General features: G+C 64.9%; 18 protein-coding genes and 1 pseudogene. 6 read left to right on the top strand and 13 right to left on the bottom strand.

The window, feature by feature from the left end:
* Window positions 1-35: 35 nt before the first annotated feature.
* From QJT78_RS11480 to QJT78_RS11505, 6 genes and pseudogenes are all read right to left on the bottom strand, one after another.
* Window positions 36-1,004, bottom strand: a pseudogene (locus QJT78_RS11480) (adenylate/guanylate cyclase domain-containing protein); the annotation flags it as partial.
* Window positions 1,005-1,153: 149 nt separating this feature from the next.
* Entirely contained in the window at window positions 1,154-1,561 is a 408-nt protein-coding gene (locus QJT78_RS11485) for a F0F1 ATP synthase subunit epsilon (protein ID WP_281460232.1), read from the bottom strand.
* Window positions 1,562-1,657: 96 nt separating this feature from the next.
* Complete coding sequence (atpD, locus tag QJT78_RS11490; RefSeq protein ID WP_028150464.1) at window positions 1,658-3,100, bottom strand: F0F1 ATP synthase subunit beta; 1,443 nt, start codon at window positions 3,098-3,100, stop codon at window positions 1,658-1,660.
* A 54-nt stretch (window positions 3,101-3,154) separates the two neighbouring features.
* Window positions 3,155-4,030, bottom strand: a complete 876-nt coding sequence (locus QJT78_RS11495; RefSeq protein WP_028150465.1) for a F0F1 ATP synthase subunit gamma — start codon at window positions 4,028-4,030, stop codon at window positions 3,155-3,157.
* Between the two features lie 141 nt (window positions 4,031-4,171).
* Window positions 4,172-5,701, bottom strand: a complete 1,530-nt coding sequence (atpA, locus tag QJT78_RS11500) for a F0F1 ATP synthase subunit alpha (protein ID WP_028150466.1) — start codon at window positions 5,699-5,701, stop codon at window positions 4,172-4,174.
* A complete protein-coding gene (locus tag QJT78_RS11505) occupies window positions 5,701-6,261 on the bottom strand; it encodes a F0F1 ATP synthase subunit delta (RefSeq protein ID WP_028150467.1) in 561 nt (186 codons plus the stop codon). Before QJT78_RS11505 ends, atpA begins: the two co-directional genes overlap by 1 nt.
* A gap of 634 nt (window positions 6,262-6,895) precedes the next feature.
* Here QJT78_RS11505 and QJT78_RS11510 point away from each other — a divergent pair.
* On the top strand, window positions 6,896-7,405 hold the full coding sequence (locus tag QJT78_RS11510; RefSeq protein WP_028150468.1) for a septal ring lytic transglycosylase RlpA family protein: 510 nt from the start codon (window positions 6,896-6,898) through the stop codon (window positions 7,403-7,405).
* 389 nt (window positions 7,406-7,794) lie between these two features.
* Here QJT78_RS11510 and QJT78_RS11515 read toward each other — a convergent pair whose 3' ends face one another.
* Window positions 7,795-10,005 (bottom strand): primosomal protein N', encoded by a 2,211-nt coding sequence (locus QJT78_RS11515; RefSeq protein WP_028150469.1) that lies wholly within the window; start codon window positions 10,003-10,005, stop codon window positions 7,795-7,797.
* 123 nt (window positions 10,006-10,128) lie between these two features.
* On the opposite strand from QJT78_RS11515, the gene QJT78_RS11520 reads away from it, so the two are divergent.
* A complete protein-coding gene (locus QJT78_RS11520; protein ID WP_028150470.1) occupies window positions 10,129-11,094 on the top strand; it encodes a tyrosine recombinase XerC in 966 nt (321 codons plus the stop codon).
* A 9-nt stretch (window positions 11,095-11,103) separates the two neighbouring features.
* Here the strand turns inward: QJT78_RS11520 and QJT78_RS11525 are convergent, their stop codons facing one another.
* Window positions 11,104-11,673 carry a hypothetical protein gene (locus tag QJT78_RS11525; RefSeq protein ID WP_038941812.1) on the bottom strand — a complete coding sequence of 190 codons (570 nt, stop codon included), beginning with the start codon at window positions 11,671-11,673 and terminating at the stop codon, window positions 11,104-11,106.
* 330 nt (window positions 11,674-12,003) lie between these two features.
* Between QJT78_RS11525 and QJT78_RS11530 the strand changes: the two genes are divergently transcribed.
* From QJT78_RS11530 to QJT78_RS11545, 4 genes are all read left to right on the top strand, one after another.
* The gene (locus QJT78_RS11530; RefSeq protein WP_028150472.1) at window positions 12,004-12,252 is read left to right on the top strand and encodes a hypothetical protein; all 249 of its coding nucleotides are present in this window, start codon (window positions 12,004-12,006) and stop codon (window positions 12,250-12,252) included.
* Window positions 12,239-13,642 (top strand): methyltransferase domain-containing protein, encoded by a 1,404-nt coding sequence (locus QJT78_RS11535; RefSeq protein ID WP_028150473.1) that lies wholly within the window; start codon window positions 12,239-12,241, stop codon window positions 13,640-13,642. Before QJT78_RS11530 ends, QJT78_RS11535 begins: the two co-directional genes overlap by 14 nt.
* Window positions 13,643-13,647: 5 nt before the next feature.
* Window positions 13,648-15,186: a sulfatase gene (locus QJT78_RS11540; RefSeq protein ID WP_028150474.1), complete on the top strand. Its 1,539-nt coding sequence runs from the start codon at window positions 13,648-13,650 to the stop codon at window positions 15,184-15,186.
* Between the two features lie 102 nt (window positions 15,187-15,288).
* Window positions 15,289-15,879, top strand: coding sequence for a DUF4337 domain-containing protein (locus QJT78_RS11545; protein WP_028150475.1), 591 nt, complete (start codon window positions 15,289-15,291; stop codon window positions 15,877-15,879).
* A 198-nt stretch (window positions 15,880-16,077) separates the two neighbouring features.
* On the opposite strand, the gene QJT78_RS11550 is transcribed toward QJT78_RS11545, so the two are convergent.
* The 5 genes from QJT78_RS11550 to QJT78_RS11570 all read right to left on the bottom strand — a co-directional run bounded on the left by QJT78_RS11550 (window position 16,078) and on the right by QJT78_RS11570 (window position 23,319).
* Window positions 16,078-16,608 (bottom strand): hypothetical protein, encoded by a 531-nt coding sequence (locus QJT78_RS11550; RefSeq protein WP_028150476.1) that lies wholly within the window; start codon window positions 16,606-16,608, stop codon window positions 16,078-16,080.
* A 35-nt stretch (window positions 16,609-16,643) separates the two neighbouring features.
* The gene (gene lpdA / locus QJT78_RS11555; RefSeq protein ID WP_028150477.1) at window positions 16,644-18,044 is read right to left on the bottom strand and encodes a dihydrolipoyl dehydrogenase; all 1,401 of its coding nucleotides are present in this window, start codon (window positions 18,042-18,044) and stop codon (window positions 16,644-16,646) included.
* A 57-nt stretch (window positions 18,045-18,101) separates the two neighbouring features.
* Window positions 18,102-18,863 carry an SDR family oxidoreductase gene (locus QJT78_RS11560; RefSeq protein WP_038941809.1) on the bottom strand — a complete coding sequence of 254 codons (762 nt, stop codon included), beginning with the start codon at window positions 18,861-18,863 and terminating at the stop codon, window positions 18,102-18,104.
* Between the two features lie 55 nt (window positions 18,864-18,918).
* Window positions 18,919-20,166, bottom strand: a complete 1,248-nt coding sequence (gene odhB / locus QJT78_RS11565) for a 2-oxoglutarate dehydrogenase complex dihydrolipoyllysine-residue succinyltransferase (RefSeq protein ID WP_028150479.1) — start codon at window positions 20,164-20,166, stop codon at window positions 18,919-18,921.
* A gap of 183 nt (window positions 20,167-20,349) precedes the next feature.
* Window positions 20,350-23,319 carry a 2-oxoglutarate dehydrogenase E1 component gene (locus QJT78_RS11570; protein WP_028150480.1) on the bottom strand — a complete coding sequence of 990 codons (2,970 nt, stop codon included), beginning with the start codon at window positions 23,317-23,319 and terminating at the stop codon, window positions 20,350-20,352.
* Window positions 23,320-23,322 lie beyond the last annotated feature (3 nt).

Here is a 23,322-nt window from a genome sequence, read left to right on the forward strand (position 1 = left end):
CATAAACGTCCTGCCTGACCGGCTACTGCTGTTCAGCGGCGCTGACGGCGATCATCAGGTGGGGGAGTTTCAAGTGACCATACCCGGGGGATTTTGACCGACCCACGGGGCAGATAGTTGCGGATGCGCTCGTTGATGAAGGGCACGCTATCGACGGCAAGCTTGCCTGACAGCGGCGCGGCGGATGGCGAGGGCATCGGTGCCATCGCAGCGCCGGCTGGGCCCATCGGAGCCATCGGCGCCTTTGCCATCTGAGTCGGCATCGGGCTCGGCGCCGTTGGCGCAGCACTTGGCATTGCAGCACTTGGCGTCGCGGCCGGCGCGACTGCGGCGGTGACCGTCTGCTTGAGCTAGGTGTTGTAGAGGAAGCCGGTGACAAGGATGGCGACGACCGAGACGACGGCGACCACCAGCGGCCACATCCAGACGGGTGCCGCGGCCAGCTTGGAGGCGGGCTTCTTCACCTTCGGCGTGGCGTAGGTGCCGTCCTCGCGCCGCATCGCCACCATGTAGGCGTTCACCGGCGTCGGGATGTTCTTGACCTCCTGCGCGCCGATGTCGGCGAACTGCACCGACAGCTTGTTGGCGACCTGCTCGTGCACGGCACGGGAGACGCAGATGCCGCCGACCTCGGCGAGGCCTTCGAGCCGGGCGGCGATATTGACGCCGTCACCGAGCAGATCGCCGTCGCGCTCGACCACGTCGCCGATGGTGATGCCGATGCGGAACGACATCTGCCGGCTCGGCGGATAGGCCATGTTGCGGGTTCGCAGGGATTCCTGGATGTCGATCGCGCAACGCACCGCATCGACCGCGCTCGGAAACTCCGCGAGCACGGCGTCGCCCGCCGTGTTGAAGATCCGTCCGTTGGCCTTCGCGATGAAGTCGTCGACGACCTCGCGATAGGAGGCGAGACGCCGCAGCGTCTCCTCTTCGTCTTCCGCGACCAGTCTTGAGTAACCGGCAATATCGGCTGCGAAAATCGCTGCGATCTTGCGTTTCATCTGCTGCCAGCCCCGAAACAAATTCGCGGGCGCAGAATGCCGCTATCGGCGGCGCGGTGCAACAAAGTTTCAGCGCTCGCCACTTCCGTGACGAGCGCTGAACCTGTTCAGGAATTTGTAGCTTGAGCCCCGGAGCAGTGCACCGGGGCTTAGTGCATAGCCGTGCTGTTGAGCTGCTGCTGGATGCTCTTGAAGTGATCGAGCCGCTCGATGGCCTGATCGAGTTCGTCGCCTTCATGCTCCTTCAGGCCGTCTTCCATCTCGGAGATGGTCGCGGCGAACTGGGCACGGTCGAGTTCGTCGAGCGACGTCGCGACGTCGGCGAGCACGGTGAGGCCCTTTTCGGAGACTTCGGCGATACCGCCGAGCACGATGATCTTCACGTGCCTGCCGCCCGCGGTCATGGCGAGGATGCCGGGCCGGATCGCAGCCACGACCGGCGCATGTCCCGCCAGCACGCCGAAGTCACCCTCGACGCCGGGGATATCGACCTGATCGACCTCGCCCGAGAATGCGAGCTTTTCCGGCGAGACGAGATCGAAGTGGATGGTGGCCATTGGAAACCTGCGAATGGTGAGTAGCGAACGCGCGAGGGGCGAGCAGCGAATGGCGAATAGTTTCTACTCGCCACTCCCTGTTCGCTATTCGCCAGCTTAGGCGGCTTCCGCCGCCAGCTTCTTGCCCTTCTCGACTGCCTCTTCGATGGTGCCGACCATGTAGAAGGCGGCTTCCGGCAGGTGGTCATACTTGCCTTCGCAGAGGCCGCGGAAGCCCTTGATGGTGTCCGCGAGGTCGACGAACTTGCCGGGCGAGCCGGTGAAGATTTCGGCGACGTGGAACGGCTGCGACAGGAAGCGCTCGATCTTGCGGGCGCGGGCCACCGTCAGCTTGTCCTCTTCCGAAAGCTCGTCCATGCCGAGAATGGCGATGATGTCCTGGAGCGACTTGTAGCGTTGCAGCACCTGCTGGACCTGACGCGCGGTGTCGTAGTGCTCCTGGCCGACGACGAGCGGCGAGAGCATGCGCGAGGTCGAGTCGAGCGGGTCCACCGCGGGATAGATGCCCTTTTCCGAGATCGCGCGCGACAGCACGGTGGTGGCGTCCAAATGCGCGAACGAGGTCGCGGGCGCCGGATCGGTCAAGTCGTCGGCCGGAACGTAGATGGCCTGCACCGAGGTGATCGAGCCCTTCTGCGTGGTGGTGATGCGCTCCTGGAGCGCGCCCATGTCGGTGGCGAGCGTCGGCTGATAACCCACCGCCGACGGGATGCGGCCGAGCAGCGCCGACACTTCCGAGCCGGCCTGGGTGAAGCGGAAGATGTTGTCGACGAAGAACAGCACGTCCTGGCCCTGGTCGCGGAAGTGCTCGGCGACGGTCAGACCCGTGAGGCCGACGCGGGCGCGGGCGCCCGGCGGCTCGTTCATCTGGCCGAACACCAGCGCGCACTTGGACTTCACGCTCGGATCCGGATTGTGCGGATCGGCGTTGACCTTGGACTCGATGAACTCGTGATAGAGGTCGTTGCCTTCGCGGGTGCGCTCGCCGACGCCGGCGAACACGGAGTAACCGCCGTGCGCCTTCGCGACGTTGTTGATCAGCTCCTGAATCAGCACGGTCTTGCCGACGCCGGCGCCGCCGAACAGGCCGATCTTGCCGCCCTTCGCATAGGGAGCAAGGAGATCGACGACCTTGATGCCGGTGACGAGAATTTCAGCTTCGGTCGACTGGTCGGTGTAGGTCGGCGCTTCCTGGTGGATGGCGCGCACGCCTTCGGACTTGATCGGGCCGGCTTCGTCGATCGGCTCGCCGATCACGTTCATGATGCGGCCGAGCGTGCCGTCGCCCACCGGAACCGCGATCGGCTGGCCGGTGTCGGTCACCTCCTGGCCGCGCACCAGACCCTCGGTCACGTCCATCGCGATCGTGCGCACGGTGGACTCGCCGAGATGCTGCGCAACTTCCAGCACGAGGCGGATGTTGCCGTTCCGGGTTTCCAGCGAATTGAGAATGGCGGGCAGGTGGCCCTCGAACTGCACGTCGACGACGGCGCCCATGACCTGGGTGACGCGACCGACCTGGTTAGCTGCTGTAGCCATGAATAGCTCTCCTTCGAAATTCTGGACTTGAACGACCGTCGTTTGGTTCGTGCGTCAGACCGCCTCGGCGCCGGAGATGATCTCGATCAGCTCCTTGGTGATCTGGGCTTGACGGGTTCGGTTGTAGATCTGGGTTTGCTTGCGGATCATTTCGCCGGCATTGCGGGTGGCGTTGTCCATCGAGCTCATCTGCGCGCCGTAGAACGAAGCGTTGTTTTCCAGCAGCGCGCGGAAGATCTGCACCGCGATATTGCGCGGCAGCAGGCCGGACAGCAGCTCATCCTCCTCCGGCTCGTATTCGTAGGACGTGGTCGGCGCGTTCGCCGCCTTTTCCTCGACGACCAGCGGGATGATCTGCTGCGCGGTCGGGATCTGGGCGATCACCGACTTGAACTGCGCGTAGAACAGCGTGCAGACGTCGAACTCACCGTTGTCGAAACGGGCCAGCACCTTCTTGGCGATGTCCTCGGCGTTGACGAAGCCGAGCTGGCGAACGCTGCGCAGGTCGAGATGCTCGACGATCTGCTTGTCGAACAGGCGGCGGAGCTGCTCGTAGCCCTTGCGGCCGACGCAGAAGAATTTGACTTCCTTGCCCTGCGCGATCAGCGCCTGGGCGCGCTCGCGGGCGAGGCGCACGATCGAGGAGTTGAAGGCGCCGGACAGACCGCGCTCGCCGGTGCAGACCAGCAGCAGGTGGACCTGGTCCCTGCCGGTGCCGGCCAGCAGCGCCGGCGCGCCGGGCGAACCCGCGGCGGCGCTGGCGATGTTGGAGATCACCGCGCTCATCTTGTCGGCATAGGGCCGGGCCGCCTCGGCCGCCTGCTGGGCACGGCGCAATCTGGACGCCGCGACCATCTGCATCGCCTTGGTGATCTTCTGCGTCGCCTTGGTGGAGGCGATGCGGACGCGCATGTCTTTAAGTGACGCCATTCTTCGTCCCCGACGATCCGACCCTTTGGCCTGATCGCAAACCTATCCAGTCGTCATGCCCGGGCTCGTCCCGGGCATCCACGTGGTGCCTCACACGCCGATAGACGTGGATGGCCGGGACAAGCCCGGCCATGACGGCACTTACGCGAAGCTCTTCGCGTAGCCTTCGACCACCGACTTCAGCTTGGCGGCGGTGTCGTCGGAGAGATCGCGGCTGTCGCGGATCGCATTGAGGATCTCGGTGTTCTTGCCGCGCAGCAGCGACAGCAGACCGTCCTCGAACGCGCGCACCTTGTTGAGCGGGAGCGGATCGAGATAGCCGTTGGTGCCGGCCCAGATCACGCAGACCTGCTCTTCCATCTTCAGCGGCGCGAACTGCGGCTGCTTCAGCAGCTCGGTCAGGCGCGATCCGCGATTGAGCAGGCGCTGGGTCGAGGCGTCGAGATCGGAGCCGAACTGCGCGAACGCCGCCATTTCGCGGTACTGCGCGAGCTCGCCCTTGATCTTGCCGGCGACCTTCTTGGTGGCCTTGGTCTGCGCGGACGAACCGACGCGCGACACCGACAGACCGACGTTCACCGCGGGACGGATGCCCTGGAAGAACAGGTCGGTTTCCAGGAAGATCTGGCCGTCGGTGATCGAGATGACGTTGGTCGGAATGTAGGCCGACACGTCGTTGGCCTGGGTTTCGATCACCGGCAGCGCCGTCAGCGAGCCCGAGCCCTGGTCCTTGTTCAGCTTCGCCGCACGCTCGAGCAGGCGGGAGTGCAGATAGAACACGTCGCCCGGATAGGCTTCGCGGCCCGGCGGGCGGCGCAGCAGCAGCGACATCTGGCGGTAGGCGACGGCCTGCTTGGACAGATCGTCATAGATGATGACGGCGTGCATGCCGTTGTCGCGGAAGTACTCGCCCATGGTGCAGCCGGTGAACGGCGCGATGTACTGCATCGGAGCAGGATCCGAGGCGGTGGCGGCGACGATGATCGAGTATTCGAGCGCACCCTGCTCTTCCAGCACCTTCACGAACTGGGCGACGGTCGAACGCTTCTGGCCGATCGCGACGTAGACGCAATACAGCTTGATGTTCTCGTCCGGCTGCGCGTTGAGCGGCTTCTGGTTCAGGATGGTGTCGAGCGCGATCGCGGTCTTGCCGGTCTGACGGTCGCCGATGATCAGTTCGCGCTGGCCACGGCCGATCGGGATCAGGGCGTCGATCGCCTTGAGGCCGGTCGCCATCGGCTCGCTCACCGACTTGCGCGGAATGATGCCGGGCGCCTTGACGTCGACGCGCATGCGCTTGTCGGCCTGGATCGGGCCCTTGCCGTCGATCGGGTTGCCGAGCGCGTCGACGACGCGGCCGAGCAGGCCCTTGCCGACCGGCGCGTCCACGATGGCGCGGGTGCGCTTGACGGTCTGACCTTCCTTGATCTCGCGGTCGGCGCCGAAAATAACGATACCGACGTTGTCGGTTTCGAGGTTCAGCGCCATGCCGCGGGTGCCGTTCTCGAACTCGACCATTTCACCGGCCTGGACGTTGTCCAGACCGTAGACGCGGGCAATACCGTCGCCGACGGACAGCACCTGTCCGACTTCGGAGACTTCAGCTTCCTGGCCGAAATTCTTGATCTGGTCCTTGAGGATCGCGGAAATTTCCGCGGCGCGGATGTCCATCAGCCTGCCTCTTTCATCGCGTGCTTGATCGAATTGAGTTTGGTGCGAAGCGAACTATCGATCATGCGGCTGCCAAGCTTGACCACGAGGCCACCGATGATCGAGGGATCGACCTTCACGTTGAGCGCGACGTCCTTGCCGGTCACCGACTTCAGGGCAACCTTGAGGGCGTCGAGATTCTTGTCCGAAAGCGCTTCCGCCACGGTGACGTCGGCCGTCACCTCGCCCTTGAACCTGGCGACGAGGGCGCGATAGGCGCGAATGACGTCAACCACCGCGAACAGGCGGCGGTTGGCGGTCAGGACCTTCAGGAAATTGGCGGAGATGCCGGAGATGCCCGCCTTGTCCAGCACGGCCGCGAGGGCCCTGGACTGGGTATCGGCCGCGAACACCGGGCTGCGGACGAGGCGCTTCAGATCGGCGCTTTCGTTCAGCAAACCCTCGAATTTGTCGAGATCGGCTTTGACCGCGTCGACCACATTCTGGTCGCGGGCCAGTTCAAACAAGGCCGTTGCATAACGGCCGGACACACCGGAAACGGACGTATCTTCTGCAGCCACAGACGCGCTCTTTTTGCTGTCAAACTCGCAAGGGAAAAACCGTCGCCACGAAGCGGCGCCAAGCGATCCAAGCCCTTGGAATTCAAGCGGGACTTCGATTTTCGGCCGACACGGGAGGTGCCGGATCCGTTAAAATCGCGGCTTTGCTAACATAGCAGGCGCGCACGTGCAACATGACGCCAAATTAAAGGCACGACCTTCTGTCGCCAGTTCGTCGCAGCCGACGGCGCCGCGATAGCACCTGCCACGCCGCGGAATGACGCGCCCCCTCGGCGGCATCGCGCCATTCGTTCCTGCCCTCAGCGCATAGCGGCCATGAACACGGATCGCTGAGGCGTGAGTCCGGCGTGACGAGCCGCCTCCCCTGAATACTTTCCTAATTCTAAACATGAAGTATAATGAACCTCGTTTTACAGTATTAATGAGTAATAAAATAGTTAAAGAATTGTTAAAGCGATAGATTCCAGAACACTGGCTGCAACATTGATGCCAATCACAGAATATTTCATGACGACACAGAACGGATTTACTGCCCAATTCACGCCTCATTAGGAATCGAAACGCGATCCCGCTCACAGACTTACGGGGGCTCCACTTGCCACATATGTGGCAATACTAGATTAGGGACCACTAAATGCTGTCTTTGAAGACGCTGGGCTCCGTGCCCCGGCCGCGCACGGCGATCGCTTTCGTTGCCGCCACTCTCCTCGTCGGTGGAACCGCCACCGAAGCTTCTGCCAAATCCCGGCATCACCACCGGTACTCTCACCATCATCACCGCCACCACGCCCAGAGCGATGCCAACACGACCTCCGATTGGCGCAACGCCAACGCGTCGATGACGCCGTCGTCGGGCACGGGCCGCAGCTTCTCCGGCATGGCCTCCTATTATGGCAACGAATCCGGCAGCCGGACTGCGTCAGGGCAGCGCTTCAACCAGAATGCCATGACCGCGGCGCACCGTTCGCTGCCGTTCGGCACCAAGCTGCGCGTCACCCATGGCGGCTCGAGCGTCATCGTCACCATCAATGACCGTGGCCCGTTCATTCGCGGCCGTGTCCTCGACCTCTCCACCGGCGCTGCCCGCGCCATCGGCCTCACCGGTGCCGGCGTCGGCCGCGTCACCGCGGAAGTCGTCTCCTAAGGCGCCACCAGCGCCTCACCGACAAAGCGCAAATCTCGCCATCGTCCGCGGACGTGTGAGCGGCGAGACCAGTTCGGGTGAAACAAGCCCGCCGTCTTGGGGGACGGCGGGCTTTTTGTTGGCGTCGTCATTGCGAGGCATGATCCGTAGCCCGGATGGAGCGTAGCGAAATCCGGGGTCTTTGCAGGCGGATCGACTTGTCCCGGGTTGCGCTGCGCTCCATCCGGGCTACAGGCGCTTGTCATTTACTCCGTCATTGCGAGGAGCCACCCGGTCCCGCCTTCGGCGGGCCGGATGACAGGCTCCACGACGAAGCAATCCAGACTGCCTCCGCGGAGGGATTCTGGATTGCTTCGCTGCGCTCGCAATGACGGGGATGGATCTCAGCCTTACAAAAAGCTCTGCGGGTCGACGTCCACTTCGAGCTTTTGGTTGCCCTTCGGCTTCGGACACACCGCCAGCCAGTTGCGCAGATAGTCCGACAGATCGAAACCGCGCGCCGATTTCACCAGGATGCGGAAACGGTAGCGGCCCTTGATCACGGCGAGCGGGGCCTCCGCCGGTCCCAGCACCACGACGCGCTCGTCGCGCGGTGCGAGCGCAACGAGGCGGCGTCCCAAACCTTCGGCGCTCGGACGGTCGCCTGCCGAAATGATCAGGCTCGCGAGCCGTCCGAACGGCGGATAGAGCGTGCGCTCGCGCAGATCGATCTCGCTGTCGTAGAAGGCCTCGCGGTCGCAGGCGATCAGCGCCTTCATCACGGGATGATCGGGCTGGTGGGTCTGGAGATAGCCGACGCCGCGGCCCTGCTCGCGCCCGGCGCGGCCGATCACCTGGTTGAGCAGCTGCCAGGTGCGTTCCGAGGCGCGCGGATCGCCGTTGGACAGGCCCAGATCCGCATCGACCACGCCGACGAGATTGAGCCGCGGAAAGTTGTGGCCCTTGGCGACGAGCTGCGTGCCGATGATGATGTCGACGCGGCCCTCCGCGATCTCGGTAAGTTCGGAGCGCATCGTCTCGATCGAGCTGATGAGATCGCTCGACAGCACCATGGTGCGCGCGTCCGGGAACAGCGCGGCCGCCTCCTCCTGCAGGCGCTCGACGCCCGGCCCGACCGCGACCAGCGATTCCTCCGCCGCGCAATGCGGGCAGGTCTGCGGGCGCGGCATCGAGAAGCCGCAATGGTGGCAGACCAGCCGCTGGCGGAAGCGGTGATCGACCAGCCAGGCATCGCAGATGGTGCAGGCGAAGCGATGGCCGCAGGCACGACACAGCGTCAGCGGCGCATAGCCGCGGCGATTGAGGAACAGCAGCGCCTGCTCGCGCTTTTCAATCGCTTTTCTGATCTCGGAGGCCAAGCGCGGCGAGATGAAGCGGCCGCGCGCCGGCGGCTCGCGGCGCATGTCGATGGCCTCGATATGCGGCATGTGCTGGCCGCCGAAGCGCGAGGGCAGCGCGATGCGCTGATAGCGGTTCTTGCGCGCATTGACCTCGGATTCGACCGACGGCGTGGCGGAGGCCAGCACGATCGGGATCTTGGCGATATGCGCGCGGACCACCGCCATGTCGCGGGCGTGATAATGCACGCCCTCGTCCTGCTTGTAGGCCTGGTCGTGCTCTTCATCGACCACGATGAGGCCGAGATTGGCGTAAGGCAAAAACAGCGCCGAGCGCGCGCCGACCACGACCGGCGCACTGCCGTCGGAGATCGCCGCCCAGTTGCGCGCGCGGGTGCGCGGCGTCAGCTCCGAATGCCATTCGATCGGCCGCACGCCAAAGCGCTGCGCGAAGCGGTCGAGGAACTGGCCGGTCAGCGCGATCTCCGGCATCAGGATCAGAGTCTGCTTGCCGCGGCGGATGGTCTCTGCAATCGCCTCGAAATAGACCTCGGTTTTGCCCGAGCCGGTGACGCCGTCGAGCAGCGCAACGTGAAAGGTGCCGTTGGCGGCGAGCGCGCGCATTGCATCCACCCCGGCGCGCTGGAGCGGTGAAAAATCCGGCTGGCCGAAATCCGGATCGGGTGCCGGCGGCGGCGGAGGCGGCGGCATCGGTTCGACCGTGAGCGTGCCTTCGTCGACGAGGCCGTCGATCACGCCGGCCGAGACGCCGGCTTCCTTCGCCGCCTCGGACTTGCCGTGCAGCAGCCGGTCCGACAGCACCTCCATCACGCGCTGCCGCGCCGGCGTCAGCCGCCGCGGCGGATCGCCGACCAGGCGCACGCCGGCGCGCACCCGCTCCGGGCCGAGATTCTCGCCCATGCGCAGGCACATCCGCAGCACCATGCCGCGCGGGCTCAGCGTGTAATTGGCGACCCAGTCCACGACCGAGCGCAGCTCAGGCTTCAGCGGAGGAAGATCGAGCTTTTCGCTGACCTCCTTGAGGCGGTTGTGCAGGCGCGGATCGGGATTGGCGTTCTCCGCCCAGACCACGGCTAGCACCTCGCGCGGGCCGAGCGGCACGCCGACGAGATCGCCCGCCTTCAGCTCCATCCCGCGCGGCACCTTGTAGGAATAGGTCTGGTCGAGCGCGACCGGCACCAGCACGTCGACCATGCGGGTCGCGTTGGCGGGGGTGGTCGTGCTGCGCGACGAATGATCCATCAAAGGTCTTTGGAGGGAGAACCGGAACCTTGGGGCCTTGAAGCTAACGCCCCCGGGCGGCCTTAGCGATCAGTAAACGGGTGTGATGCGATATACTGAGTGGAATCATTACGTCCAGAGCGTATGAGCAAAGCCGCGGCCCCATTAATCGAGCTGGCCAGCGCCGATCCCTCGATCGCGCAGGAGATGACGCGCTGGCTGTCGCATCTCGGCGCCGAGCGGCGGCTGTCGCCGAAGACGCTGGAGGCCTATGGCCGCGACCTGCGGCAATGCCTGGATTTCCTCTGTGCCCATTGGGGCAAGCGCGTGACGCTGGCGCGCTTTGCCGCGCTGGAAGCCACCGACATCCGCGCCTTCATGGCGATGCGCCGCGCCGACGATATTGCCGGCCGCTCGCTGATGCGCGCGCTGGCGGGCCTGCGCTCGTTCGGACGTTTTCTGGAGCGCGAGGGCAAGGGCAAGGTCGGCGCGCTCTCGGCGATCCGTGCGCCGAAGGTGGCCAAGACCTTACCAAAACCGCTGCCGATGGCATCGGCAAAACGTCTCGCCGATGCCGACGAGCGCGCCGGCGAGGATCGCGAGACGTGGGTTCTGGCCCGCGACGCCGCGGTGATGGCGCTGCTGTATGGCTCGGGCCTGCGCATCTCCGAAGCGTTGGGGTTGAAGCGCCGCGAGGTGCCACGGCCCGGCGAAGGCGACGTGCTGATCGTGACAGGCAAAGGCAACAAGACCCGCATGGTGCCGGTGCTGCAGAACGTGCTCGCGCTCGTGCAGGAATACGTTGCGATGTGCCCCTATCCGCTGCCGGCGGAAGGCCCGATCTTCCTCGGCGCGCGCGGCGGTCCCTTGAGCCCGCGCATCATCCAGCTCGCGATGGAGCGGCTGCGCGGCGCGCTTGGGCTACCCGACAGCGCCACGCCGCACGCGCTGCGACACTCCTTCGCCACGCATCTGCTCTCGCGCGGCGGCGATCTGCGCGCGATCCAGGAATTGCTCGGCCATTCCTCGCTCTCGACCACGCAGATCTATACCGGCATCGATTCCGAGCGCCTGCTCGAAGTCTATGCCAGCGCGCACCCGCGGCGCTGAAGCTGCGGTTCAGTTCGAGAGATATTCGATCTCATAGACGTAGTTCGATCCGCGTCCAACCTCGACGCGGACCGCCGGCCTGAATTTCTGCAATCGCTCGTAGATCGGCGTCGTCACCTTCACCGTCCGGCCCGCGACGGTGACGAGATAGTCCGCCCTGCGGCCACTTGACCTCTCCACACGCTGGACCCGGCCTTCGATCACAAGCCGGGACGTCATGAAATCGAGGACGAGCATCCGTCCGAAGAACCATGCAATGAGGCTCCCGAACAGCACGATCGCGATCATCGCACCGAACCCCTTCGCCTTGTCGCGCCATGAGCCCCGAGGCGCAGGGACTCGCAACTGAGAGCCGACGACCGCCAGGCCGAAGAGAACGAGAATGGCATGCATGTCGTTGACGGCGATGACCGAACTCTTGTCGAAAAACAGCACCAGCACGAAGTAGGCCGGGCCGAACGCGGTCACGATCTTGAGGACGAACGGAAAGGCCGCGGTCTTGCGGGCCTTCAGCAACGCCAACGTCGCGAGGACGACGAACGGCCAGAAGCAGGCTGCGATGAAATCCGCTGCGGTCATGAGGCATGACTAGAACAGCTCGCACGCGAAACCATTAATGGCAGCGGCTATGACGCTTGCCTCCGTCGCCGATTGCGGCCTTCGGTCAATCATCGGTAAACCGGCAACATAAAATTCGTGAGCGCGCGCACGTCGCCGAAAAATTGTTTCCCGGCATGTCCCGCTTGCCTTATTCGCGGAATCCGGCTGTGCAGCGGTGGCGAAATTTGGGCCACCGCCGCCTTGATGGACAAGATTTAAGGTTACGCGTGCAGGTGGAATGCTACGCTCTGTCACAGACAGCGTGTCCAGCCCGTTATGGCCGGCCGCCATCGTCGTGACGGGGCTTCAATGAAGAAGAAATCTCCAGTGGTCTTCATGACCATGCTGGCGTGTCTGGCTGCGCTGACGCCGACCAGCGCCTACGCCTATCTCGATCCGGGGACGGGCGCATTCGCGGTGCAGAGCCTGATCGCGGCCATTGCCGGCGGCCTGATTGCGGTTCGCGCCTATGGACGGCGGATCCTGGGATTGTTCTGGCGTTCGAAGGCTCCCCCGGAGCGCTGGCCCAAGGACTCTTCAGGCAATGGCCATTCGTGATCCCGGCTCATTCCGCGATCCCACCGGCACCATCTTCTCGTCCGGCGACACGATCCTGCGGTCCGTCAACGGCGAGGCCGCGCAGAATTTCGCGCGGCTGAAATCATCCGGCGCCTATGACGATTTGACCGGCCGTGGATGGATCATCGGGGCGGACGAGGCCGATGCGGCACTGCTTGCGGAGGTGCCGGAGCCGGCGCGGGGCGGACGCGTCCTCGTCCACCCAAGACTGCCGTTCATCTCCTATCCCTATGAATGGCCCTTCGCGCTGCTCAAGCGCGCTGCGCTGTTGCACCTCGACGTGCAGCTGCGCGCACTCGATTTCGGTTTCGCGCTGTCCGATGCGAGCGCCTACAATGTTCAGTTCACAGGCCACCGTCCTGTCTTCATCGACATCCCCTCCTTCGTCCCGTACCAGGATGGCGACTACTGGACCGGCCAGCGCCAGTTCATCGAGCAGTTCGTCAATCCGCTGCTGCTGCGTGCGCTGTTCGGGATTGCGCACAATGCCTGGTATCGCGGCGCGCTCGAGGGCATCGCGAGCAGCGACATCGTCGCGCTGCTCGGCCGGTTCAGGCGCTGGCTCGCGCCTGATATCCTGACCAACATCACGCTGCCGGACCTGATGCAGCGACGCGCGCGGCACGCGCCGGACGCAGCCGCCCGCCCGGTGAGGCCGCTGCCCAAGGCTGCGCTGGAACTGGTGCTGCAGCGGCTGCATCGCTGGATTTCGAAGCTGACGCCGAAGGCGATCGGGCCGACGGAATGGCAGCGCTACGAGATCGGCAATGTGTCCTATGCCGGCGACGAGGAGAGCAGGAAACAGGATTTCGTCGCGGACTTCGCCCGGCGCCATCTGCCCGCCTGCGCCTGGGACATCGGCTGCAACACCGGCCGTTACGCCGAGGCGCTGCTGGCGAACGGGGCGGGATCGGTGGTCGGCTTCGACAGCGACCTCGACGCGCTGGAGGCGGCGGCATCGCGCGCGTCCGCCGGAGGGCTCAACTTCCTGCCGCTGTTCTCTGACGCGGCAAACCCGAGCCCCGCGCAGGGCTGGGCTGAGGCTGAGCGGTCCGGCCTGACCTCGCGCCGCAACGCCGACGCCGTCATAGCGCTGGCGCTGGTGCATCACCTCGCGATCGGCCGCAACGTGCCGCTGCCTTTTGTCGTGGAATGGCTGGTCGGCCTCGCGCCGCGCGGTGTGATCGAATTCGTGCCGAAGCCGGATCCGATGGTCCAGCGCATGCTGCGGCTGCGGCGCGACATCTTCGCGGATTACGACAGTGCGCAATTCGAGCAGGCGCTCGGTCGTCACGCCCGGATCGTGCAGCGGCTCGAACTCACGGCCGGCGGCCGCACGCTGTACGAATTCGAACGCGTTGCGGGCTAGCCACGATGCGCACTCAGGACGATCACTGGCTTCTCCTGCGAGCGCTGCTCGCGGCCGCGATCCTGTCGACGTTGGCCTTGCTCGATTTCTACGCCGGGAATATCACGGCGCTCGCCGGCCCCTCGCGGGTGCTGCACTATGCCGCCGGCACATTGGCGATCACGGCTATGCTGGCCGCCGGCCTCAAGATCCTGCTGCGAAGGCTGCCGCTCTGGCGCATCCTGCTTGCATCGGGATTGATGATGTTCGTCTTCTTCGCCTACGACATCGATCTGATCCAGCGCGAGCTGAAAGCACATCTCGGCCAGCTGGCGCCACTGGTCTGGGTGCTGGTGACATTGGGCAGCCTCATCGTGACACTCGGCGCGATCCGCAATCGCGCCGCTGTGTCGATCGCGCTGGTCCTGTCGGCCGCATTTGCGGCGCCGTCGATCGCGCGAATTGCGATATTCGCGATGCGCGGCTCCCCCGCGCACGCCACTGCTTCTGATACGACCGGGACGCGCGAGCGATTTGCACTCTCGCCAAACATCTACTGGATCGTGCTCGACGGGTATCCGCGGCAGGACGTGCTCGCCGAGGATTTCAACTTCGACAACAGCGACTTCATCCAGTCGCTGCGCGGGCTCGACTTCGCCGTGCTGAGCAAGAGCCGCTCCAATTTCCCGGCCACCGTCAATTCGATTTCCAGCACGGCCGGCCTCGACTACTCTGTTGAGGGCGAAGGCGAGGCGCTTCGGCCCCTGCCGTTGCAGGAGATGCAGGCACGCGTCAGGGGCAAGAACGGCACCGTGGCGCGCCTGAAGTCGGCGGGCTACACCTATGTGCATTTCGAGAACGGCTACGACTATCTGACCGAATGCGCACCGGACGAGCCGCGATGCGTGCGCGGCCATCTGGGTCTCGACGAGCTTGACATCGCGATCCTCTCCAACACCCCGATCATCGACCTGATCGTGCAGCACCGCCAGTCGACGCCGTTCGCGTGGGGCGGCGTCGACGATCTCAATGCGAAGCTGAGCACCATCCGCGCGATGCCCGCGCCGTTCTTTCTCTATGCCCATGTCCTGGCGCCGCACCCGCCGATCCGTTTCCGGTCGGATTGCAGCTTTCGCCCGGCCGATCCGGATCTCCAGCTCTGGCGCCCGGAGGCGCGGCCGGCCTTCATCGAGCAGCTCACTTGCGTCAACTCACAGACGCTGGCGCTTCTCCATGAGATCACGCGAGCCGATCCAGGCGCGCTGATCGTGCTCCAGTCGGACCATGGCACGGCCTTTCGCGGCCAATTCCAGAAGCCGGCGACGGCATGGACGGACGAGGATCTGCACGAACGGTTCGGCGCCCTGAACGCGATGCGATTGCCCGGCTCCTGTCGCGCCATGGCGGCCGATGACCTGACGCTGGTCGATACGTTTCCCCTGGTGCTCTCCTGCCTGTCCGGCGCGGCATTCAAGCCGCATCATCCACGCTTTTTCGTAACGCCGTATGACAGCGGCACGGATTTCGGCCGCGCGATCGAATATCCGTCCGAGCGCGTGAGATAGACCCCGGCCATCGCGACGACGGGATGCCGCGAACACGGCTTGGCGCTTGCGTCCGGCAACGCATTCGGTCAATCGTAGCGGGCCGCAGCAGGAGGGGGAATCATGAGCGCACACGAAAGCATGGAGCATGCCGAACACGCCGAGCACGCGTCCGGCTCGAACAAGAAGATCGCCCTTCTGATCGCCGTGCTGGCGCTGTTCCTGGCGATCTCCGAGACGCTCGGCAAGGGCGCCCAGACCGAATCGATCAGCAAGAACGTCGAGGCCGCCAATCTCTGGGCATTCTTCCAGGCCAAGACTATCCGTCGCACCGTGGTGCTGACCGCGTCCGAGCAGGGCAAGCTCACGCTAGCCGGCACCACTGACGAGGCCCTGAAGCCGGTGGTGCAGAAGCAGGTCGATGACTGGACCAAGACCGCGCAGCGTTACCGCTCCGAGCCCGAGACCGGTGAAGGTACCGAGCAGCTCGCCGAGAAGGCCAAGCACGCCGAGCACGAGCGCGACGAGGCGACCGCGAAATATCATCACTTCGAGCTGGCCTCCGCTGCCTTCCAGATCGGCATCGTGCTGGCCTCGGCCACCATCATCACCGGCATGATCGCGCTCGCCTATGTCGGCGGCGTTCTGACCCTGGCCGGCCTCCTCATGACCGCGTTCGGCCTGTGGTGGCCACATGTGTTGCATTTGCATTGAGGGCGCTGATGCGGCTCACTCCGCTGTCGTCCCGGCGAACGCCGGGACCCATACCGCGTGATCCATCGATTGCGGTAGGGCATCAGTACCGAACTATGAACCTTCGCCAAACTTCTCCCTGGGGTTATGGGTCCCGGCGTTCGCCGGGACGACACTGGAGAATCGGCGCGAGCTCTGGCTCAACAACTGGGAGTGCACTCACCGCGCCTGGTGCACGCTCTTGCGAAAGCGCTGGATCAGGCGGAGCGTACGGGCGGACCAGCCTTCGCCATTGCCGGCGATCAGCTCGCGGATGCGCTGCTTGATCGGGTCAACCAGCTCGGCGGCCTTGGCGCGCAGCTTCATCACGAGATCGTAGAGCCGCTCGAACCAGTGCATCTCCATCAGCTTGTCGCGCGTCACGTCGAACACGAAGGCGGTGACGCCGACGCCGAGCAGCTTTGCGAACAGAAACGTGGATACGCCGGTCAGCCAGTATTCATGCGTGAGCAGATACAGGCCGATCAGCTTGAGCGGAAACAGCGGGATGATCGGCACCGCGAACACGATCAGCGTCATGGCCGGCGGCAGCGCATCGACGCGCTCCGTTAGCCATTGCTTGAAACGTGCGAGCGGGATGGCTGCGACAACCCGCGCGACGATCGGCTCGAGATGGTCCCACAGCCAGGCTTCGATCAGGAAGATGATCGCCAGCAGGACCCAGACCGGTTGAAGTAGGCGGCGCAGCATATGTTTCCCGCCCGATTCGACGCTAGGCGCGTCGCCTACATATGGATGGCCCGCTTGCCCACCGCAAGCGCGGCTTCCTTGATGGCCTCGGAGCGGGTCGGATGCGCGTGGCAGGTGCGCGCGAGATCCTCCGCGCTGCCGCCAAACTCCATGAGAACGCAGGCTTCATGGATCATTTCGCCGGCCTCGATGCCGATAATGTGCACGCCGAGCACGCGATCGGTCTTCGCATCTGCGAGAATCTTCACAAAGCCGTCGGTGGTCTGGTTGACCTTGGAACGGCCGTTGGCGGTAAAGGGAAACTTCCCGACGGTATATGCCTGACCCGCCTGCTTCAGCTCCTCCTCGGTCTTGCCGACGGAGGATACTTCCGGCGTGGTATACACGACGCCTGGGATAACGTCGTAGTTCACGTGGCCGGCCTGCCCCGCGATGATCTCCGCAACGGCAACGCCTTCATCCTCGGCCTTGTGCGCGAGCATCGGGCCCGCGACGACGTCGCCGATGGCATAGACGCCCTTCACGCTGGTGGCGAAATGCGGATCGATCTGCACGCGGCCGCGATTGTCCAGCGCCACACCGGCTTCCTTCAGGCCGAGCCCATCCGTGTAGGGCACGCGGCCGATGCAGACGAGAACGACGTCGGCTTCCAGCGTCTCGGCAGCGCCGCCGGCCGCGGGCTCGATGGTCGCCTTCAGCGACTTGCCGGAGGTGTCGACGGCCGTAACCTTGGCGCCGAGCTTGAACCCAAAGCCCTGCTTTTCCAGGATGCGCTGGAATTGCTTGGCGATCTCGCCATCCATGCCGGGCAGGATGCGGTCGAGGAATTCGACGACGACGACTTCAGCGCCGAGCCGCTTCCACACCGAGCCGAGCTCGAGGCCGATCACGCCGGCGCCGACGATCAGGAGCTTGCCGGGCACCTTGTCGAGCGACAGCGCGCCGGTCGACGACACGATGCGCTTCTCGTCGATCTCGATGCCCTTGAGACGCGCGATGTCGGAGCCGGTCGCGATCACGACATTCCTGGTCTCAACCACCTGCGACTTGCCGTCGGCGGAGACTTCGACCTTGCCGATGCCAAGAATCTTGCCGGTGCCCTTGAGCACGTCGATCTTGTTCTTCTTCATCAGGAACTCGACGCCCTTGACGTTGCCGTCGATGCCCTGCTGCTTGAAGTTCATCATCGCCGGAAGCTCGAGCTTCGGCGCGGAGACGGAAACACCCATCTTGGCGAAGGAGTGGCCGGCTTCCTCGAACATTTCGGACGCGTGCAGCAGCGCCTTGGACGGCATGCAGCCGACGTTCAGGCAGGTCCCGCCGAGCGTGGCGTTCTTTTCGACCACGGCGACCTTCATGCCGAGCTGGCTTGCGCGCACCGCGCAGACATAACCGCCCGGTCCGGTGCCGATGACGACGAGATCGTAGGTAGCCATGAGAGAAAGTCCCGTGAGTTTAGCGTGATGAGGATGTGTCAGCGTCCGCGCGGCGCGTCAGCGTCCGCCGGACACATCGAGAATGGCCGAGGTGATGTAGGAGGCTTCGTCCGACAGCAGCCAGACGATGGCATTGGCGATTTCGTCGGCAGTGCCGACGCGCTTCATCGGCACCATATGGGCCAGACGATGGGCGCGGTCGGGCTCGCCGCCGGCGGCGTGGATTTCGGTGTCGATCAGGCCGGGGCGGATGCCCGCGACACGAATGCCTTCGCCTGCGACCTCATAGCCGAGGCCGACGGTGAAGGAATCGATCGCGCCCTTGGACGCGGCATAGTCGACATAGGTATTCGGCGCACCAAGTCTGGCAGCGACCGATGACAGATTGACGATGACGCCGCCCTGGCCGCCGTGCTTGGTCGACATCCGCTTCACGGCTTCGCGCGCGCAGAGGATCGAGCCGGTGACATTGACCGCCATCACGCGCCGGATGCGCTCCGCCGACATCTCGTCGACGCGCACGCCGCTCTGGCCGACGATGCCGCCATTGTTGACGAGCGCACCGAGCGTGCCGAACTTGTCCGCTTGCTTGAACAGCTCGAGGATGTCGCTTTCCTCGGCGACATCGCATTTCACCGCGATGGCCTTGCCGTTGCTGGCCGCGATCTGGGCAACCACCTCGTCAGCAGCCGTTTTGTTGCTGGCATAGCCGACGACGACTCGGAAGCCACGCGCGGCCGCCGCGATCGCGGTCGCCCGCCCGATGCCGCGGCTGCCGCCGGTGATGACAACGACCTTATCCGTCACGCGCGCCTCCATGGTTCGACCCGCGCCGTCGCACGATAAGGCGACGGCGCTCGCAGAGCTTCAGGGATCAGAGATCAAGCACCAGGCGCGCCGGATCTTCCAGGCTCTCCTTGACGCGAACCAGGAAGGTGACGGCTTCCTTGCCGTCGATGACGCGGTGATCGTAGGACAGCGCCAGGTACATCATCGGGCGCACCTCGATCTTGCCGGCGACGACCATCGGCCGCTCCTGGATCTTGTGCATGCCGAGGATGCCGGACTGCGGCGCGTTCAGGATCGGGGTCGACATCAGCGAGCCGTAGATGCCGCCGTTGGTGATGGTGAAGGTGCCGCCCTGCATCTCGTCGATCTTGAGCTGGCCGTCACGGGCGCGGCGACCGAAATCGGCGATGCCCTTCTCGATGTCGGCGATCGACTTGTTGTCGCAGTCGCGCACGACCGGCACGACCAGACCCTTGTCGGTGCCGACGGCGACGCCGATGTGGTAATAGTTCTTGTAGATCAGGTCGGTGCCGTCGATCTCGGCGTTGACCGCCGGGATGTCCTTCAGCGCCTGCACGACGGCCTTGGTGAAGAAGCCCATGAAGCCGAGCTTCGAGCCGTGCTTCTTCTCGAACGCATCCTTGTAGTGGGCGCGCAGCGCCATCACGTTGGTCATGTCGACCTCGTTGAAGGTCGTGAGCATGGCCGCGGTGTTCTGCACGTCCTTGAGGCGGCGCGCGATGGTCTGGCGCAGGCGGGTCATCTTGACGCGCTCTTCGCGGGCGGCGTCATCGGCCGGCGACGGCGCGCGCACCTGGACGGCGGCGGCGGGCTGGTTGACCGGGGTCGGCGCCGAGGCCGCACGCTCGATCGCGGCGAGCATGTCGCCCTTGGTGACGCGGCCATCCTTGCCGGAGCCCGGAACGGTCGAAGCGTCGATGCCGGTCTCGGCCGAGAGCTTTCGCACGGACGGCGCGAGCGGGGCGTCGGCCGGCGGCGCCTTCGCCGCCGGAGCCGGCGCAGGAGCAGCAGCCACGGCGGCCGGAGCAGCGGCGGCGGCGGGCTTCGCGGGAGCAGCGGCGGGCTTCGCAGCGCCGGCACCGTCGGTGATCTGGCCGAGCAGCGCACCGACCGCAACGGTTGCGCCATCGGCAGCGACGATCTCGCTCAGCGTGCCGGCGGAGGGCGCCGGGACCTCGATTGTGACCTTGTCGGTCTCGAGCTCCACCAAGGGCTCGTCGACGGCGACGGGATCGCCGGCCTTCTTGAACCAGCGGCCGATGGTGGCCTCGGTGACGGATTCGCCGAGCGTCGGCACACGAATTTCAGTCATGGTCTTTTCCTTAAGGGATCGCCGGTGCGGTCATGAATTTTACAGGTGTCATCGCCCGCGAAGGCGGGCGATCCAGTACGCCGTGCCGGCCGTGATGACCACGAACGCCGCGGAGTACTGGATGCCCCGCCCCAGTGCACAAGTGCGCACAAGGCGGGGCATGACAGCGTCCTAAAAAACTTCTCAGCTCAGTGCTTCGTCCAGGAACGCCTTCAGCTGCGCCTGATGCTTGGACATCAGACCAGTGGCGGTCGCGGCGGAAGCGGCGCGACCGACATAGCGCGGACGCCGGCTCGCGCCGTGCACCTGGTTCAGCACCCATTCCAGATAGGGCTCGATGAAGTGCCAGGCACCCATGTTGCGGGGCTCTTCCTGGCACCACACCACTTCAGCCTTCTTGAAGCGCGACAGCTCGGCCACCAGCGCCTTCAGCGGCACCGGATAAAGCTGCTCGACGCGCATCAAGTAGATGTCGTCGATGCCGCGCTTCTCGCGCTCCTCGTAGAGGTCGTAATAGACCTTGCCGGAGCAGAGCACGATGCGGCGGACCTTCTCGTCGGGGACGAGCTTGATCGCCTCGTTCGGCAGCATCTGGGCGTCATCATAGAGGATGCGGTGGAAGGTCGTTCCCTTCGCGAGCTCTTCGAGACGCGACACCGCCCGCTTGTGACGCAGCAGCGACTTCGGCGTCATCAGGATCAGCGGCTTGCGGATCTCGCGATGCAGCTGGCGGCGCAGCACGTGGAAGTAGTTCGCCGGCGTGGTCGGGTAGACCACCTGCATGTTGTCTTCGGCGCACATCTGCAGATAACGCTCGAGACGCGCCGAGGAGTGCTCCGGTCCCTGGCCCTCATAGCCGTGCGGCAAGAGGCAGACGAGGCCGGACATGCGCAGCCATTTGCGCTCGCCCGAGGAGATGAACTGGTCGAACACGACCTGCGCACCGTTGGCGAAGTCGCCGAACTGGGCTTCCCACAGGGTCAGCGTGTTCGGCTCGGCGAGCGAATAGCCGTATTCGAAGCCGAGCACGGCTTCTTCCGACAGCAGCGAGTTGATGACCTCGTAATGGCCCTGCTCGTGGCCGAGATGGTTGAACGGCGTGTAGCGGCTCTCGTCTTCCTGGTCGATCAGGACCGAATGGCGCTGCGAGAAGGTGCCACGCTCGGAATCCTGGCCCGACAGGCGGACATGGTGGTTCTCGTTGAGCAGCGTGCAGAACGCCAGTGCCTCGCCGGTGGCCCAATCGATGCCGACGCCGGTGTCGATTGCCTTGGCGCGATTGTCGAGGAAGCGCTGGATGGTGCGGTGGACGCGGAAGCCATCCGGCACCTTGGTGATCTTGCGGCCGATTTCCTTCAGCTCGGCGGTGTCGACGCCGGTGACGCCGCGGCGCGCATCCTCTTCCTGGTCGGCGATCTTGAAGCCGGACCACTTGCCGTCGAGCCAGTCGGCCTTGTTCGGCTTGTAGGAGGTGCCGGCTTCGAACTCGGCATCGAGCCGCGCGCGCCAGTCGGCCTTGGCCTTGTCGACCTCGCCCTCGGTCATCACGCCTTCGCTGATCAGGCGGCGGGCGTAGAGCTCGAGCGTCGACGGATGGGCCGCGATCCTCTTGTACATCACCGGCTGGGTGAACGCCGGCTCGTCGCCCTCGTTGTGGCCATGCCTGCGGTAGCAGAACATGTCGATGACGACGGGCTTGTGGAATTTCTGCCGGAATTCGGTCGCGACCTTGGCCGCGAAAACCACCGCCTCCGGATCGTCGCCGTTCACGTGGAAGATCGGCGCGTCGATCATCTTCGCCACGTCAGACGGATAGGGCGAGGAGCGCGAGTAGCGCGGATAGGTGGTGAAGCCGATCTGGTTGTTGACGATGAAGTGCACGGAGCCGCCGGTGCGGTAGCCCTTCAGGTCAGACAGGCCGAAGCATTCCGCGACCACACCCTGGCCGGCGAACGCAGCGTCGCCATGCATCAAGAGCGGCATCACCGAGATGCGCTGGTCCGGCGGATCGCCGTGCTGGTCCTGCTTGGCGCGGACCTTGCCGAGCACCACGGGATCGACGATCTCGAGATGCGAGGGGTTGGCAGTCAGCGACAGATGGATGCGGTTGCCGTCGAACTCGCGGTCCGAGGAGGCGCCGAGGTGATATTTGACGTCGCCGGAGCCTTCGACTGCATCGGGGTTGGCCGAGCCACCCTTGAATTCATGGAACAGGGCGCGGTGCGCCTTGCCCATCACCTGGGTCAGGACGTTGAGGCGGCCGCGATGCGGCATGCCGAGCACGACCTCCTTCACGCCGAGATTGCCGCCGCGCTTGATGATCTGCTCGAGCGCGGGAATCAGCGATTCACCGCCGTCAAGGCCGAAGCGCTTGGTGCCGGTGAACTTGGTGTCGCAGAACTTCTCGAAGCCTTCGGCTTCGACCAGCTTCGTCAGGATCGCGCGCCGGCCTTCGCGGGTGAACGAGATTTCCTTGTCCGGTCCCTCGATGCGCTCCTGGATCCACGCCTTCTGCGCGGCGTTGCTGATGTGCATGAACTCGACGCCGAGCGTCTGGCAGTAGGTGCGCTCGCAGATCGCGGTGATCTCGCGCAGCGTGGCGTATTCGAGACCGAGCACGTGATCGAGGAAGATCTTGCGGTCGAAATCGGCCTCGCTGAAGCCGTAGGTGCGCGGGTCGAGCTCTTCGCGGTTGCGCGGGGCTTCGATGCCGAGCGGATCGAGCTTGGCGTGGAAGTGGCCGCGCATGCGGTAGGAGCGGATCAGCATCAGCGCGCGGACGGAGTCGCGCGTGGCCTGGAGCACGTCGGCGGACGAGAAATCAGCGCCCTTGTTGCCCGCCTGGGCCTGCGCCTTGGCGGCGATCTTGGCACCGACCGCCTTCTCGACCTGGGCCCAGTTGCCGTCGAGGGCGGAGGTGAGGTCGTCCTGCGGGGTCAGCGGCCAGTTGGCGCGCTCCCAGGACGGGCCTTCGGCGTTCTTGCTGATATCGCCGGGCTGGTCGTTGAGGCTCTTGAAGAACTCCTGCCACTCGGCGTCGACCGAGGACGGGTCCTTCTCGTAGCGGGCGTAGATTTCGTCGATGTAGGTGGCGTTGGTGCCCTGCAAAAAGGAGGAGAGGGCAAAGGCTGCGTTCGCGTCCTGGCGAGACATTCT

Origin of the sequence: Bradyrhizobium sp. Mp27, assembly GCF_029953005.1 — a bacterium.
Taxonomy (GTDB): domain Bacteria; phylum Pseudomonadota; class Alphaproteobacteria; order Rhizobiales; family Xanthobacteraceae; genus Bradyrhizobium; species Bradyrhizobium barranii.